The 12,626-nt window shown below is 63.2% G+C and carries 13 protein-coding genes and 1 tRNA gene; 5 read left to right on the top strand and 9 right to left on the bottom strand.

Going from position 1 to position 12,626, the window contains the following annotated elements; translation table 11 throughout:
- Nucleotides 1–412: 412 nt before the first annotated feature.
- Genes hemJ through hemE form a run of 4 tightly spaced genes read right to left on the bottom strand, consistent with a single transcriptional unit; the run spans nucleotide 413 to nucleotide 3,697 of the window.
- Entirely contained in the window at nucleotides 413–862 is a 450-nt protein-coding gene (gene hemJ, locus AruPA_RS12360) for a protoporphyrinogen oxidase HemJ (protein ID WP_265637010.1), read from the bottom strand.
- Entirely contained in the window at nucleotides 859–1,542 is a 684-nt protein-coding gene (locus AruPA_RS12355; RefSeq protein WP_265637009.1) for an HAD family phosphatase, read from the bottom strand. The genes hemJ and AruPA_RS12355 overlap by 4 nt, the downstream gene beginning before the upstream one ends.
- A complete protein-coding gene (gene hemH / locus AruPA_RS12350) occupies nucleotides 1,539–2,627 on the bottom strand; it encodes a ferrochelatase (protein WP_265637008.1) in 1,089 nt (362 codons plus the stop codon). Before hemH ends, AruPA_RS12355 begins: the two co-directional genes overlap by 4 nt.
- Entirely contained in the window at nucleotides 2,624–3,697 is a 1,074-nt protein-coding gene (hemE, locus tag AruPA_RS12345; protein WP_265637061.1) for a uroporphyrinogen decarboxylase, read from the bottom strand. Before hemE ends, hemH begins: the two co-directional genes overlap by 4 nt.
- A gap of 292 nt (nucleotides 3,698–3,989) precedes the next feature.
- Between hemE and AruPA_RS12340 the strand changes: the two genes are divergently transcribed.
- Entirely contained in the window at nucleotides 3,990–4,874 is an 885-nt protein-coding gene (locus AruPA_RS12340; protein WP_265637007.1) for a pyruvate, water dikinase regulatory protein, read from the top strand.
- A gap of 100 nt (nucleotides 4,875–4,974) precedes the next feature.
- On the opposite strand, the gene AruPA_RS12335 is transcribed toward AruPA_RS12340, so the two are convergent.
- Nucleotides 4,975–5,048: transfer RNA gene (locus AruPA_RS12335), tRNA-Gly, on the bottom strand.
- A 123-nt stretch (nucleotides 5,049–5,171) separates the two neighbouring features.
- Here AruPA_RS12335 and AruPA_RS12330 point away from each other — a divergent pair.
- Nucleotides 5,172–7,256, top strand: a complete 2,085-nt coding sequence (locus tag AruPA_RS12330) for a S9 family peptidase (RefSeq protein WP_408858599.1) — start codon at nucleotides 5,172–5,174, stop codon at nucleotides 7,254–7,256.
- A 31-nt stretch (nucleotides 7,257–7,287) separates the two neighbouring features.
- Here AruPA_RS12330 and dnaQ read toward each other — a convergent pair whose 3' ends face one another.
- Nucleotides 7,288–7,962: a DNA polymerase III subunit epsilon gene (gene dnaQ / locus AruPA_RS12325; RefSeq protein ID WP_265637006.1), complete on the bottom strand. Its 675-nt coding sequence runs from the start codon at nucleotides 7,960–7,962 to the stop codon at nucleotides 7,288–7,290.
- A 121-nt stretch (nucleotides 7,963–8,083) separates the two neighbouring features.
- On the opposite strand from dnaQ, the gene AruPA_RS12320 reads away from it, so the two are divergent.
- A complete protein-coding gene (locus AruPA_RS12320; RefSeq protein WP_265637005.1) occupies nucleotides 8,084–8,299 on the top strand; it encodes a ribbon-helix-helix protein, CopG family in 216 nt (71 codons plus the stop codon).
- A gap of 55 nt (nucleotides 8,300–8,354) precedes the next feature.
- On the opposite strand, the gene coaE is transcribed toward AruPA_RS12320, so the two are convergent.
- Entirely contained in the window at nucleotides 8,355–8,954 is a 600-nt protein-coding gene (coaE, locus tag AruPA_RS12315) for a dephospho-CoA kinase (RefSeq protein ID WP_265637004.1), read from the bottom strand.
- Nucleotides 8,951–9,781: a shikimate dehydrogenase gene (locus AruPA_RS12310; RefSeq protein ID WP_265637003.1), complete on the bottom strand. Its 831-nt coding sequence runs from the start codon at nucleotides 9,779–9,781 to the stop codon at nucleotides 8,951–8,953. Before AruPA_RS12310 ends, coaE begins: the two co-directional genes overlap by 4 nt.
- Nucleotides 9,782–9,989: 208 nt before the next feature.
- On the opposite strand from AruPA_RS12310, the gene purU reads away from it, so the two are divergent.
- Nucleotides 9,990–10,841 carry a formyltetrahydrofolate deformylase gene (gene purU, locus AruPA_RS12305; protein ID WP_265637002.1) on the top strand — a complete coding sequence of 284 codons (852 nt, stop codon included), beginning with the start codon at nucleotides 9,990–9,992 and terminating at the stop codon, nucleotides 10,839–10,841.
- A gap of 28 nt (nucleotides 10,842–10,869) precedes the next feature.
- Here the strand turns inward: purU and AruPA_RS12300 are convergent, their stop codons facing one another.
- Entirely contained in the window at nucleotides 10,870–11,661 is a 792-nt protein-coding gene (locus AruPA_RS12300; RefSeq protein ID WP_265637001.1) for a class II aldolase/adducin family protein, read from the bottom strand.
- A 228-nt stretch (nucleotides 11,662–11,889) separates the two neighbouring features.
- On the opposite strand from AruPA_RS12300, the gene AruPA_RS12295 reads away from it, so the two are divergent.
- Nucleotides 11,890–12,531, top strand: coding sequence for a thioredoxin domain-containing protein (locus tag AruPA_RS12295; RefSeq protein ID WP_265637000.1), 642 nt, complete (start codon nucleotides 11,890–11,892; stop codon nucleotides 12,529–12,531).
- Nucleotides 12,532–12,626: the final 95 nt, after the last annotated feature.

Genomic DNA, 12,626 nt, shown 5'->3' with positions numbered 1-12,626 from the left:
ACGTTGAGCCGGATGCCGCCGGCCGAGTGTTTGCCCAGGGCGTAAGCAGGGGTCGAGCCGCGTTCCACAGCCGCAATCATGCAAGTCGCGCAGCAGCGCACTGCAGTAACGGCCTTGCTCCAACACTATAAACACGCCAAAAGACCTCCACGATAACAGTGAATGAGAGCCAAGCCGCGTTCGTTTGTTACCCTTGTTACCAACCCCTGCCCACTGCGGCGACCTTTTTTGTTTCGGGTCGGCCACGGCAGCACTCTTCAATTGCAGAGCCGTTCATGTATTGAATGGAACCGACACGCGCTTTGAATATCGTACAACAGGTACGCCCGTACCGGATCGGCAACACGCCGGCGCCGGCCGATCCGGCATAATGTTGTCGTGGAAAAGACGAACGAGCCCGAACCCGCGAACGTTACGGTTGGACAAACACCATGATGACAATGATCACCATCAGGATCGTCGGCACCTCATTGGCGATCCGATAAAACCGCTCGGGCTTCACGTTACGATCGTTCAGGAAGTTCTTCCGCCATTTCGACAGCGCGCCGTGAAACCCGCTCATCAGAATCACGCTGACGAACTTCACCCACCACCACGGCGCCGACCATGAAATGGCGCCTGGCGTCAGGATCAGCAGAATGCCGAACACCCAGGACGATATCATTGCCGGTGTCGCGATCTGTTTGAGCAACCGCCGCTCCATCACCTTGAACCGCGCCGACTCCAGCGATCCGGGTGCGACCTGGCAATGGTATACATAGAGACGCGGCAGATAGAACAGCGCAGCCATCCACGCGATGATCGACATCACGTGAAACGCCAGCTCCCAGCGATAGAGAGGAGCCAGAAACCCGATCGTCATGCGTTGACGCTCGCGGCCATCACCAGACCCGGCACAAGATCGAGCCGATCGATGATGCCATGCGCCCCCGCCGTGCGCAGATGCGCCCCGTCGCCATGCGGCGCAAATCCGTAACAAATCATACCCGCTGCCACCGCACCGATCACGCCCGGTGGGGAGTCCTCGATCACCACGCAGCGATCCGGCCGCACGCCTTCGGCGCGGGCGGCATCCAGAAACACATCGGGAGCCGGCTTCGGCTGGCCGCCCCGCGCGAACAGACGCGGCGCGCTATGCGTGCGCCCGGCGGTCAGATCGAGAAACCCGGTCTTGCCGAATTTCGCCGCCATTTCCTCATCCGCCGAATTCGATGCGATCCGCCACGCAATGCCCAGCGCGTTCAACCGTTCGAGCACCGCGCGCGCCCCGGGAATCGGCGAGACCTCCGCGGCCATCGCTTCGGCAATTTTGGCCACCATGCGGTCGTTCCAATCATCGGGCAGCGGCGCGCCGCGCTCAGCCTCGATGATCGGTTTCATATTCCTCAGCGACGTGCCGACAAACCGCGCCATCGCCGCTTCAGGCGTGGTTGGCAGCCCATGCGCGGTCATATCCGCCGCGACCACGCGCGCCGAGACGATCTCGCTGTCCATCAGCACGCCGTCACAATCAAAAATCACCAGGTCGAATTTTCGGCTCATGCCGCCACGAGTGCCCGATACCGCGCCCAAGGGCAATCGCTGTTGCGCACAGTGCAGGACCGACCGCCGCGATGCGAACATAAACCATCGCCATGCGCAATCGCCCGGCGCGCGATCCCCGCCAGGGCGGCGATGAACGCTGGGTCGTCGTTCGGCGCCGGCGCGCGGTAATATCCAGGCAGGTGAAGTTTTTCGGCAACCTCGCGATACTCGACATCGAGTTCGACCAGGGTCTCGATATGTTCCGAAACGAAGGCGATCGGAATCACGACAACCGCCGTGCCGTCATGCGCCGCCTTCTCGATCGCCTGTTCGGTCGAAGGTTCGATCCATTGCTGCGGCGTCGCGCGCGACTGAAAACATACCTGGTAGTCGACCCGTTCGCCCAAGGCGCGGGTAATCACGTCCATCACCGCCTCGGTACAGGCCTCGACCTCTTCCTGGTACGGATCGCCCGCCTTGATGATGCTCTCCGGCAGACCATGCGCTGAAAACAGCAGGCGGATCGGCGTGCCCGCCGGCAGTTCCGCCCGCGCGGTCGCGAGCGTGCCCATCACGAGCCCGGCGATTGCCGCGGCAAAGGCCGGATCATCGTACCAGCAGCACAACGTCGTGGTCGGCACCACCAGACCGGCTTTTGCCGCCGCGTCGTGCCAATCGGCCAGCGAACTGCCGGTGGTGGTGGTGGAAAACTGCGGGTAGAGCGGCAAAAGCAAAATCCGCTCCGGCGCCCAGGCCTTCACCGCCTGCGCCACCTCGCCGGCGAACGGGTGCCAGTAGCGCATCGCAATGAAACATTTCGACCCCGGCAGGCTCGCCTCCAGCGCATCCGCCTGGCGCTGGGTGAGTTCGAGCAAGGGCGATTTGCCGCCCATCAGCGCATAGCCTTCCTCCGCCTTGCTCTGTGCCGAGGCCGCGATCAGCCGCGCCAGCCAGAACCGGATGAAGATCGGCGCACGAATAATCGCGGGGTCGGAAAACAGATTGACCCGGAACGGCTTGATACTGTCCGCCCCATCCGGGCCCCCCAGATTGAACAGAACAATCGCTGTGCGCGCGGGCAGGACGGGTTCGGTGTCGTTCATGAACCTGAAGTAGCGGCTCGCGGGGATTCCTCAAGCGGTGCCGGTTCGAGCGACCGCAGCCGTTCGATCAACGTGGCGACATGCTCGGGCGGCGTTTCCGGCACGATACCGTGGCCAAGGTTGAAAATATGGGGCATGCCGGCCATTTCGCGGGCGATTCGTTCCACCGCATGATCGAGCGAAACCCCGCCCGCCCGCAACAGCAACGGGTCCAGATTTCCCTGCAACGCCACTTTGCGCGGCAGCAATCGGGCAAGGGTGGGCGCATCCGTGCCGGTATCCATGCCGAACCCGGCAATGCCGGTTTCGGCGATGTAGGGCAGCGCCATCAACCCCGCGAGACGCGGAAATCCGATGATCGGCACATCCGGGTGCCGCGCCTGCAACGCATCGACAATCCGGACCGTCGGATGGATCACATGCGCACGAAACAGATCGGGCGGCAGCAAACCGGCCCAGGAATCGAACAGCATCACGCAATCCGCCCCGGCCTCGATCTGCCAGGACAGATAATCCACCGTCGCGGTTGTCACCAGCTCGATCACCGCGGCCACCAGCCCCGGATCGCTGTAGATCAACTGCATCGTCCGCGCGAAATTGCCGCCTTTGCCATCCAGCATGTAGCACGCAACCGTGAACGGGCTGCCGGCAAACCCGATCAAGGTGCAGCGCGGCGGCAGATCGGCCCGCACCCGCGAAACAGTCTCCATCACCGATTCCGTGCCCGGCTTCAACCGGTTCAGATCGAGCGCATCCAGCCCGGCGACGTCCTCGATCCGCTCCATCAGCGGACCTTCACCCTCGGCATAACGCAGCTTCTGCCCAAGCGCCCAGGGCAGGATCAGAATGTCGCTGAACAGAATCGCGGCGTCCATGCCGAAGCGGCGGACCGGTTGCAACGTTACTTCGGTTGCCATGGCCGGCGTCGTGCTCAGGGCAATGAAATTGCCCGCGGTTGCCCGCAGCTTGCGATACTCCGGCAGGTACCGCCCCGCCTGACGCATCAGCCAGACCGGTGGCGGCCAGATTGCTTCGCCTGCGAGCACCTGCAAAACCGGCCGATCGATCATTTTCCCCGTCATGGACCCGGACTACCTTTTAAATGTTTTAGATTAAGAAATGGTTGTGGAAGTTAACCCTGTGAATCATGTGGAACCCCGCTCACCCCACAACAATACACAAACTTATCCACAGCCAGAGTCCGCTTTTAATCGGCTGATTCTACGTCAAACCCTGGATTTTTCCACATTCGCATAAACACCCGCTCACAACAATCCACAGCGAATCGGGATTCCGGAGTTATCCCACTTCTCCACCGGCGGCCCTATCCGGCGCCGAGTTATCCACGCTATGAAGAAGTTAATGGACGGTAAACGGCTCAATCTCCACCTCGTTTCGGATGCCACCGGCGACACGCTCAACGCCGTCGCCCGTGCGGTGACCGCGCAGTTCGAGGGGGCCGATATCCACCTGCATCGCTGGAGCCTGATCCGCTCGCGCCTGCAATTGCACCGCGTGCTCGAAGGGATTGAAGCCGAACGCGGCCCGGTTCTGTCCAGCCTGGTCGATGAAGCCCTGCGCGGCGAGCTCGCCCAGGCGTGCGAACGGCTCGGCCTGCGATTGCTCCATATGCTCGACCCGGTGTTCAAACTTCTGGCCGATGAGCTCGGCACCCCGGTCCGCGCGACGCCTGGGCGGCAATACGTGCTCGATGCCGATTACTTCCGCCGGATCGACGCCATGCACTACGTACTCTCGCACGATGATGGCCAGGCGATGCGCGGCCTCGCCGAAGCCGATGTCATTCTGGTCGGCGTCTCCCGCTCCTCGAAAACGCCGACGGCCTTCTACCTTGCCAATCGCGGCGTCAAAGCCGCCAATATCCCGCTGGTCCCCAGCATCGCCGTCCCCGATGTGCTCGATGAACCACGCTGCCCCGTGATCGGTCTGTTCATCGACGCCGCCCCCCTGATCGAAATCCGCCGCCACCGCCTTCGCCTGCTCGGCGCCAGCACCACGCCAGGGGCGGCCTTTCAACGCGATCACGAAGACTATATCGATGAAGACGCCGTCGAAGCCGAACTGCTCTGGGCCCGCCGCCTGTGCTCAAGTCGCGGCTGGCCCACCGTCAACGTCACCCGTCGCTCGATCGAAGAAACCGCCGCCGCCGTGCTGCGGATGATGGAAAACTGGCACGATCGGCGGGATAAAGAGAAGGCCAAGGCGCTTCGCCCTCCCGTGGACTGAAACGAATGGATTGCAAAGGCGCCGCCTTTAACGGAGGCCAGCGGGCAAAGCCCCATGACCGTCTCCTTGGTCAGCCAATCAAGCCAGATATCCGTCGATCTGGAGCGGGTAGCGGGAATCGAACCCGCGCGTCGAGCTTGGGAAGCTCACAGGCTACCATTACATCATACCCGCGCTGTCCCGTGTTTTACGGTGCTGTTGATCCGGGCGCAACTGCTGGCGCGGCGATCCTGGCCGGGTCTGTTGCGTGGCGGGCTGGATGCGGGCGATGATGACCCGAATTTTGAGGATATTCCGATGAACGACGTTGTGATGCCGTCCCTTACGCCGCCGGTTGCGGTGCGTCAGCCGAAGCGGATCGAGCAGCTCGGCCGCACGCGGACCGACGATTATGCCTGGATGAAGGACGACAACTGGCAGGCGGTGTTGCGTGACCCCGGGGCGCTGCGTGCGGATATCCGCGCGCATCTGCTCGCGGAAAACGCATATACTGCCGGTGTGCTGGCCGGCACCGACAGCCTGCAGGAAACATTGCGGGCCGAAATGAAATCACGCATCAAGCCGGATGATGCGTCGGTATCGAAGCCGGATGGCGCGTTCACCTACTATCGGCAGTATGATGCGGGCGCCGAGCATCCGGTCTATGCGCGCACACCGCGCGCAGGCGGCGCAGAGACGATTTTGCTCGATGCCGACGCAGAGGCGAAGGACCATGCCTATTACCGCGTGATCGGCGCGCGGCACAGCCCGGATCATGCCTGGTTCGCCTATGCGGAGGACACACAGGGTTCGGAAGTGTATCAGGTCCGCGTCAAATCGCTGGCGACTGGCGCCTTGTTGCCCGACCCGATTGAATCCTGCTCCGGCAATTTCGCATGGTCACCCTGTTCGCGCTACCTGTTCTGGACCTTCCGCGACGACAATGGCCGCCCCACGCGCATTTTCCGCCGCGCGATCGGCGAGGCCAGGGATGATCTGGTCTATGAGGAACCGGACGAGGGTTTTTTCATCGGTGTCGAGGCGTCATCCTCCGGCGGATCGATCTTCATCACGTGCGGCAACCAGGAAACCAGCGAGGTCTGGCGCATCCCGGCCGATCACCCGACGGCGGTGCCGGTCGTCATCGAGCCCCGCACCCCGGGCCTGCGCTATGAGGTCGAAGACTGGGCGGATCGGCTGGTAATCCGCACTAATGCCGATGGCGCGGTCGATTTCAAACTGGTCGAGGCACCGCTGGCAGCCCCGGGCCGCGCGCAATGGCGCGACATCGTGGCGCATCGGCCGGGCCGGTTCATCGTTTCTGCCATGGTTCTGCGGGATTATCTGATCCGGGTCGAGCGGATCGAGGCGAACAACCGCATCATCATTCGCACGCGTGGCGGCACCGAAACCGCCATCGCGGTCGACGAGGCAGCGTATGTGCTCAGCCTCGATCCGGGCTATGAGTTCGACACCGCGACGGTCGGCTACATCTATTCATCGCCGACCACGCCGCGCCAATGGTTCGACTACGATATCCCGCGTGGTGAGCGGACCCTGCGGAAATCGCAGGAAATCCCCTCCGGTCACGATCCGGCGCACTACGAAACCCGCCGCCTGACCGCGACCGCGGCGGATGGTGCCACGATTCCCGTCACCATACTGCTGCACCGGGACACGAAGCTCGATGGATCGGCGCCGGTGCATCTGTACGGCTACGGCTCGTATGGAATCGCGATCGAGCCATGGTTCCAGTCAAACATCCTCAGCCTGGTCGATCGCGGCTGGATCCATGTGATCGCGCATATCCGTGGTGGCACCGAGAAAGGCTGGAACTGGTTTCTCGACGGCCGTGGCGCGAAGAAAATGAACAGTTTCACCGATTTCATCGCGGTGGCTGAGCATCTGATCGCGCAGGGCTACACCAAACCCGGCCGCATCGTGGCTCATGGCGGGTCCGCCGGCGGGTTGTTGATGGGAGCCGTCTATAATCTCCGCCCCGATCTGTGGGCCGGCGTGATCGCGGCGGTCCCGTTCGTCGATGTGCTCAACACAATTTCCGACGATACGCTGCCGCTCACCCCGCCGGAATGGCCCGAATGGGGCAACCCGCTGATCGATCCGGTCGCCTACGACACGATTGCCGCCTATTCGCCCTATGACAATATCGGACCGCGCGCCTACCCGCCGCTGCTGGCGACCGGCGGCCTGTCCGACCCGCGCGTGACCTATTGGGAACCGGCCAAATTCGTCGCCAAACTGCGCGATTTCACAACCGGCGATGCGCCGATCCTGCTGAAAATCGACATGGCTGCCGGCCATGCCGGCGCTGCGGGGCGGTTCGATGCGCTCAAACTGATGGCGACCAATTACGCATTCGCGATCTGGGCCATAAACAGGTAAAGACAGGGCTCTTTTTGAGAGAAAAGAGCCCTTATTCCCGCCGCCAGACCGCATCCTTGATCGTCGCCACGAACGCGTCGTGCGCGGCGCGGTCATCGTCGCTCACCGGCATCAACCGCGCCGTCCGCGTGCCGCTGTGCTGATATTCCACCAGCGTCAGCCCCGCATCGGCTGCAAGGTCGAACCCGCGCTGCCGCCCGCCGGTGAGTTCGACATAGACCTCCGCCAGCAATTTGCAGTCGAGCAGCGCATTATGGGTGGTCCGCGCCGACAGATCGATCTCGAACCGCCGGCATAGCGCATCGAGGCTGTTCGGCATGCCGGGAAACCGCGCCTTGGCCAGTACCAGCGTATCGATCATCCGGCCCCGGTCCAGCGGCGGCTGCCCGATCCGGCCGAACTCGGCATCGAGGAACCCGAAATCGAACGCGGCATTATGCGCGACCAGCGGATCATCACCGAAAAACGCCAGCAGATCGGCAGCGATCTCGGCAAATTTCGGCTTGCCCGCAACGTCGGCGTTGGTGATGCCGTGGATCCGGCTGGCATCGCCCGGAATATCGCGCTCGGGATCGATCAGGCGGTGAAACGTACGATTGGTCGGCAGATCGTTATACAACTCGATCGCGGCGACCTCGATCACCCGATCCCCGTGCAGCGGATCGAGGCCGGTGGTCTCGGTGTCGAACAGAATTGAGCGCGTCATAAACGAGTCTTGCGCCGGCATGGACTCCGGTTCAACCAGCATGATCGACGTCGATTATACATATATTATTGACATAAAAATCACCTGATTATACATATAATAACTACCAAGGAGATCCACCATGGCCGAGAAAGTACGTCTGAACCTGCTGGTCTCACCCGAGTTGAACGACCGGCTCGATGCCATTGCCGCCTCCGCCGGCGCCACCAAGACCGATGTGATCCGCCAGGCCATCGCGTTGATGGAAGTCGCGCATCAAGCCAAGCGCGAGTCCAAGCATATCGGCATCGCCTCCGACCGGAACAAACTCGAAACGGAGTTTGTCGGCCTGCTCTGATCCACGCCGCTGCAGGAGATCGCCCGGCCCGCCGCCGCCCGGCTGACCGGCAGCATCAGCTCAATCTTCGGCACGGCAACACCCGCGCGATAAACCGCTGCACCGCCCGCACTGTCGCCCCGCGCGACAATCCGGTGAAAATCACCATATCCGCCCGCCGGCGCTTCTCGGCATCCGGCATCTGCAGTCCAATGATCCGTGCAATCTCCGCCTCGGCCAGCCCGCGCCGGCGCACCCGCGCCACCTGGACCGATCGTGGGGCCGAAACCGTCACCGCGACATCAACCCGCCGCTCACCACCGGTCTCGAACAGCAACGGAATATCCAGCACCACAGCCCGCACCCGCCGGCGCCGCGCCGCGGCCAGAAACCGCCCCTCCGCGCGCCGCACCATCCGATGCATGATCGCCTCGAGCCGCCGCCGCGCCGCGCCATCGGCCAGCACCATGGCCCGCAGCGCGGCCCGATCCAGCACGCCGCCGCGCACCACCCCGGGAAACGCGGCTGCAATCGCCGGAAGCGCCGCGCCACCCGGCGCCTGCAGCCGGCGCACCACCGCATCCGCATCGAACACCGGCACGCCACGGCGGCGAAACATCGAGGCCACCGTCGATTTGCCCATCCCGATCCCGCCGGTCAGGCCGATCACCTTCACGCCAGCAAATCGCCGGCAACCGCGCGATACAGCGCCTCATCGACCATCGGCGTCACCCCGAACCACGCGGCAAACCCCGGCACCGCCTGGTGCAACAGCATCCCCAACCCCTCGACCGTCCGCAGCCCGCGCGCCCGCGCCGCCGCCAGCAACGGCGTTTCCAACGGCACGTACACAATATCCGCCACCGCCAGACCCGCAGGCGCCCGCGCCAGATCGAGCGTGAGGGGCGGATGCCCCGCCATGCCGAGCGATGTCGTGTTGATCACCAGCGCGTGATCCCCCAGCGCCGCCGCCCGATCGTCCCACCCGATCACACCGCCGCCGATCTGCGCCGCAAGCCGCGCCGCGCGCTCCCCGGTCCGATTGCAGAAATGCACGACCACCCCGGCATCGAGCAGCGCCGCGCCGATCGCCCGCGCCGCACCCCCGGCGCCGAGCACCAGTGCAGGCCCCGCCGCCGGATCGACGCCATGCGCCCGCAGATTCGCCATGAACCCCGCCCCGTCGGTGTTGGAGCCCACAATCCGCCCGTCGGAAAACACCAGCGTGTTCACCGCCCCCGCCCGCCGCGCGCTGGGTGCCAGCTCATCGCACAAGGCAAACGCCGCCTCCTTGTGCGGAATCGTCACGTTGGCGCCGGCAAACCCCATCCGCGCCAGAGCCGGCACACAGGTCGCGAAATCCTCCGGCCGGATCGCCAGCGGCACATACGCCCCATCGATCCCATGCCGTTCCAGCCAGGTGCCATGCAGCAACGGCGAACGCGAATGCGCCACCGGCCAACCAATTACACCTGCTAGAGACGCCCGCGCTGTTATCGTCATGCTCTGATTCGATCACGCCGGGCCGCGTGGGGCAAGGAAGGGTAGGGCGTCTTTTTTGAAAAAGAGAAGCAAAAAACTTTTTCTAATCTGGGTCACGGGTCTTTTGCGGGCATGCGGCCACGCACAAAAAAGACGGTGCTGCCCTCTCACGCAAGCGTCCCAAATCTGCCAGCATCGCCTCAACCGAACCACGGAGCGATGCCGACCCATGACCACCGCCATCCTGACCCTGTCCTGCCACAACCGCCCCGGCATCGTCGGCGCGGTCGGTAATTTTCTTTACGAACACGGGTTCGACATCCGCGAAGCCCAGCAATTCGACGATCGCGCCAGCGGCCAGTTCTTCATGCGCGTCGTCTTCGCCCCGCTCGACCCCGGCACCACCCTGCCGCCGGCCGACTTCACCCCCATCGCCTCCCAGTTCGGCATGAACTGGGCGATCACCGACCCCACGCACCGGCCACGCGCCATGATCCTGGTGTCGCGCTTCGATCATTGCCTGGTCGATCTGCTCTATCGCCAGCGCACCGGTGAACTGCCCATGGACATCGCCGGCATCATCGCCAACCATGAACGCGGCACCTACGAACATCTCGACCTCGATAGCATTCCGTTCCACCATCTGCCGATCACGCCGGACACCAAAATGGAACAGGAGGGCGAAATCTGGCGCCTCGTGCGCGAATCAGGCGCGGAACTCGTCATCCTCGCCCGCTACATGCAGGTGCTGTCGGACGCGCTGGTCGCCAAACTCGCCGGCCGCTGCATCAATATCCACCATTCGTTCCTGCCCGGCTTCAAAGGCGCCAAACCGTATCACCAGGCCTATGCCCGCGGCGTCAAACTGATCGGCGCCACCGCGCATTACGTCACCACCGCGCTCGATGAAGGCCCGATCATCGAACAGGACGTCGAACGCATCTCCCATGGCGATACGCCCGAAGTCCTGGTCCGCAAGGGACGCGACATCGAGCGCCGCGTGCTGGCCCGCGCCGTCCTGTTCCACCTCGAACGGCGCGTCTTCATCAGCGGCAGCAAAACCGTGGTCTTCCCCGGCTGATCACCGCGATCGGCGCCGGGTCGCCCGCTCAGGTGCGATAGTCGCCGTCGGCCTCGATCAGGCGCAAGGCGGATTGCCAGGCCATTTCGTAATGCGCCATGCGGTTATCGGTGTCGCGGGCGAATTGCGCGGCGGTGTGCTCGCAAACCTCGCGCGGCGGAATCACCAGCTTGGCCCCGCCGGACAGCGCGGCGACCTGCGCCTGACAGGCGCGTTCGAGGAAATAGATTTCGTGGAACGCCTCGGGAATGGTCCGCCCGCCCACCAGCAGGCCGTGGTTGCGCAGGATCATCGCCTTGTTCTGGCCGAGGTCGGCAACGATGCGGTCCCGCTCATCCAGATCGAGCGCGATGCCCTCATAGCCATGATAGGACAGGCAGCCATAGAATTTCATCGCATGCTGGCTGATCGGCAGCAGCCCCTGTTCCTGCGCCGCAACCGCGATGCCGGCGGCGGTATGGGTGTGAATCACGGCCATCAGATCCGGCCGCGCCATATGGATGGCGGAGTGGATGGTGAACCCCGCCTGATTGACCTTCGCCGCAGTGATCCCGGGGGTTTCGATGCGATTGCCCTCAAGGTCGATCTTCACGAGATCGGAGGCGCGCATCTCATGGAACATTGTGCCGTAGTCGTTGATCAGAAAATGATGATCGGGTCCGGGCAGACGGGCGCTGATATGGGTGTAGATGAAATCGGTCATCTTGAAATGCGCGACGAGCCGATAAAGCGCGGCCAGATCGCAGCGGATCTGCCATTCTTCGGCACTGATGCCAGGATGCGGGCTCGCGCCGGGCGCGATGCGGGTGGTGACGTTCATGATGATGATCCTCCTCGCGTGATCGTTGAGCCGATTGCCGCTTACGTCAAGTTAAACAATTTTCGAGTGCGTTAAGGCGCTGTTCACCCTTGGTAGGGTACCACCGGGGCGCGTAAAAAGCCGGAGTTACTCACGCAGAGAGATTAAATTATTTTATAAAGACAATCACCAAAAACTGGAACATGTTGTCATTTCGGATGATGATAGATGGTTTATTGGAGGCTTGTCATGCGAGCACGCGGGTGGTTGGCAACGGTTATGGTCGTGATGGTCGGTATGATGGGCGGTGCGAAAGCAGCACCCCCGATCGCCGGCATCGTTTCCGCGGCAAGTCTGGTTCGGCCGGGGGATGTCGTCCTCGGGAACCCGAACGGGTCGATCACCATCGTCGATTTCTATGACACGTCATGCGGCCCGTGCCGCGCCATGAACCGGCGGATCGAGCGTTTGATCGCACGGGACAAGCAGATCCGCTACGTCCCGATCGACGTGCCGATTCTGGGCTGGCAGAGCAAGCTCGGCGCCCAGGCGTTGGTCGCCGCGCGGCAACAGGGGCGGTTCCAAGCGATGCAGACCCTCCTCATGAGTCAAGCCGCCCTGCCCACCCTGCCACTGCTCCGGGCGGATGCAGCCCAGCTGGGCCTGGACGTGCCCCGCTTCATGCGCGACCTTACCCGCTCCGCAACCGTCCGCGCCGTGGATGCCGCCTTGCAGCGCGGTGCAACCCTCGGAATCCAGGAAGTACCGATGGTCTACATCGGACAGAGCAGCGTACCGGGCGCAATGGGCTATCGCGACCTCCGTTGGCTGGTGCGCCAGGCCCAAACACCGGAAATGAGCCAGGTCGCAACCACCAAGGACCACTCCTGAGCCAAGCGGACGCACCGACAGCCCAGATAAAAAAAGTTTTTTGCTTCTTTTTTGCAAAAAAGAAGCCTTTTTCTCCCCCGACCGGCGGCAAGACG

Origin of the sequence: Acidiphilium sp. PA (assembly GCF_026191915.1) — a bacterium.
Taxonomy (GTDB): domain Bacteria; phylum Pseudomonadota; class Alphaproteobacteria; order Acetobacterales; family Acetobacteraceae; genus Acidiphilium.
Note: the sequence above shows the minus strand (reverse complement) of the source record. Positions and strands in the feature narration are given on the sequence as shown.

What these genes read in the sequence shown, in the direction of transcription:
- purU (WP_265637002.1), top strand. Translation starts at nt 9,990, where the DNA reads ATGACCACCGCCATCCTGACCCTGTCCTGCCACAACCGCCCCGGCATC.
- hemJ (WP_265637010.1), bottom strand. Translation starts at nt 862, where the DNA reads ATGACGATCGGGTTTCTGGCTCCTCTCTATCGCTGGGAGCTGGCGTTT.
- AruPA_RS12295 (WP_265637000.1), top strand. Translation starts at nt 11,890, where the DNA reads ATGCGAGCACGCGGGTGGTTGGCAACGGTTATGGTCGTGATGGTCGGT.
- hemH (WP_265637008.1), bottom strand. Translation starts at nt 2,627, where the DNA reads ATGAACGACACCGAACCCGTCCTGCCCGCGCGCACAGCGATTGTTCTG.
- AruPA_RS12355 (WP_265637009.1), bottom strand. Translation starts at nt 1,542, where the DNA reads ATGAGCCGAAAATTCGACCTGGTGATTTTTGATTGTGACGGCGTGCTG.
- hemE (WP_265637061.1), bottom strand. Translation starts at nt 3,697, where the DNA reads ATGATCGATCGGCCGGTTTTGCAGGTGCTCGCAGGCGAAGCAATCTGG.
- AruPA_RS12340 (WP_265637007.1), top strand. Translation starts at nt 3,990, where the DNA reads ATGGACGGTAAACGGCTCAATCTCCACCTCGTTTCGGATGCCACCGGC.
- AruPA_RS12310 (WP_265637003.1), bottom strand. Translation starts at nt 9,781, where the DNA reads ATGACGATAACAGCGCGGGCGTCTCTAGCAGGTGTAATTGGTTGGCCG.
- AruPA_RS12320 (WP_265637005.1), top strand. Translation starts at nt 8,084, where the DNA reads ATGGCCGAGAAAGTACGTCTGAACCTGCTGGTCTCACCCGAGTTGAAC.
- AruPA_RS12300 (WP_265637001.1), bottom strand. Translation starts at nt 11,661, where the DNA reads ATGAACGTCACCACCCGCATCGCGCCCGGCGCGAGCCCGCATCCTGGC.
- dnaQ (WP_265637006.1), bottom strand. Translation starts at nt 7,962, where the DNA reads ATGACGCGCTCAATTCTGTTCGACACCGAGACCACCGGCCTCGATCCG.
- AruPA_RS12330 (WP_408858599.1), top strand. Translation starts at nt 5,172, where the DNA reads ATGAACGACGTTGTGATGCCGTCCCTTACGCCGCCGGTTGCGGTGCGT.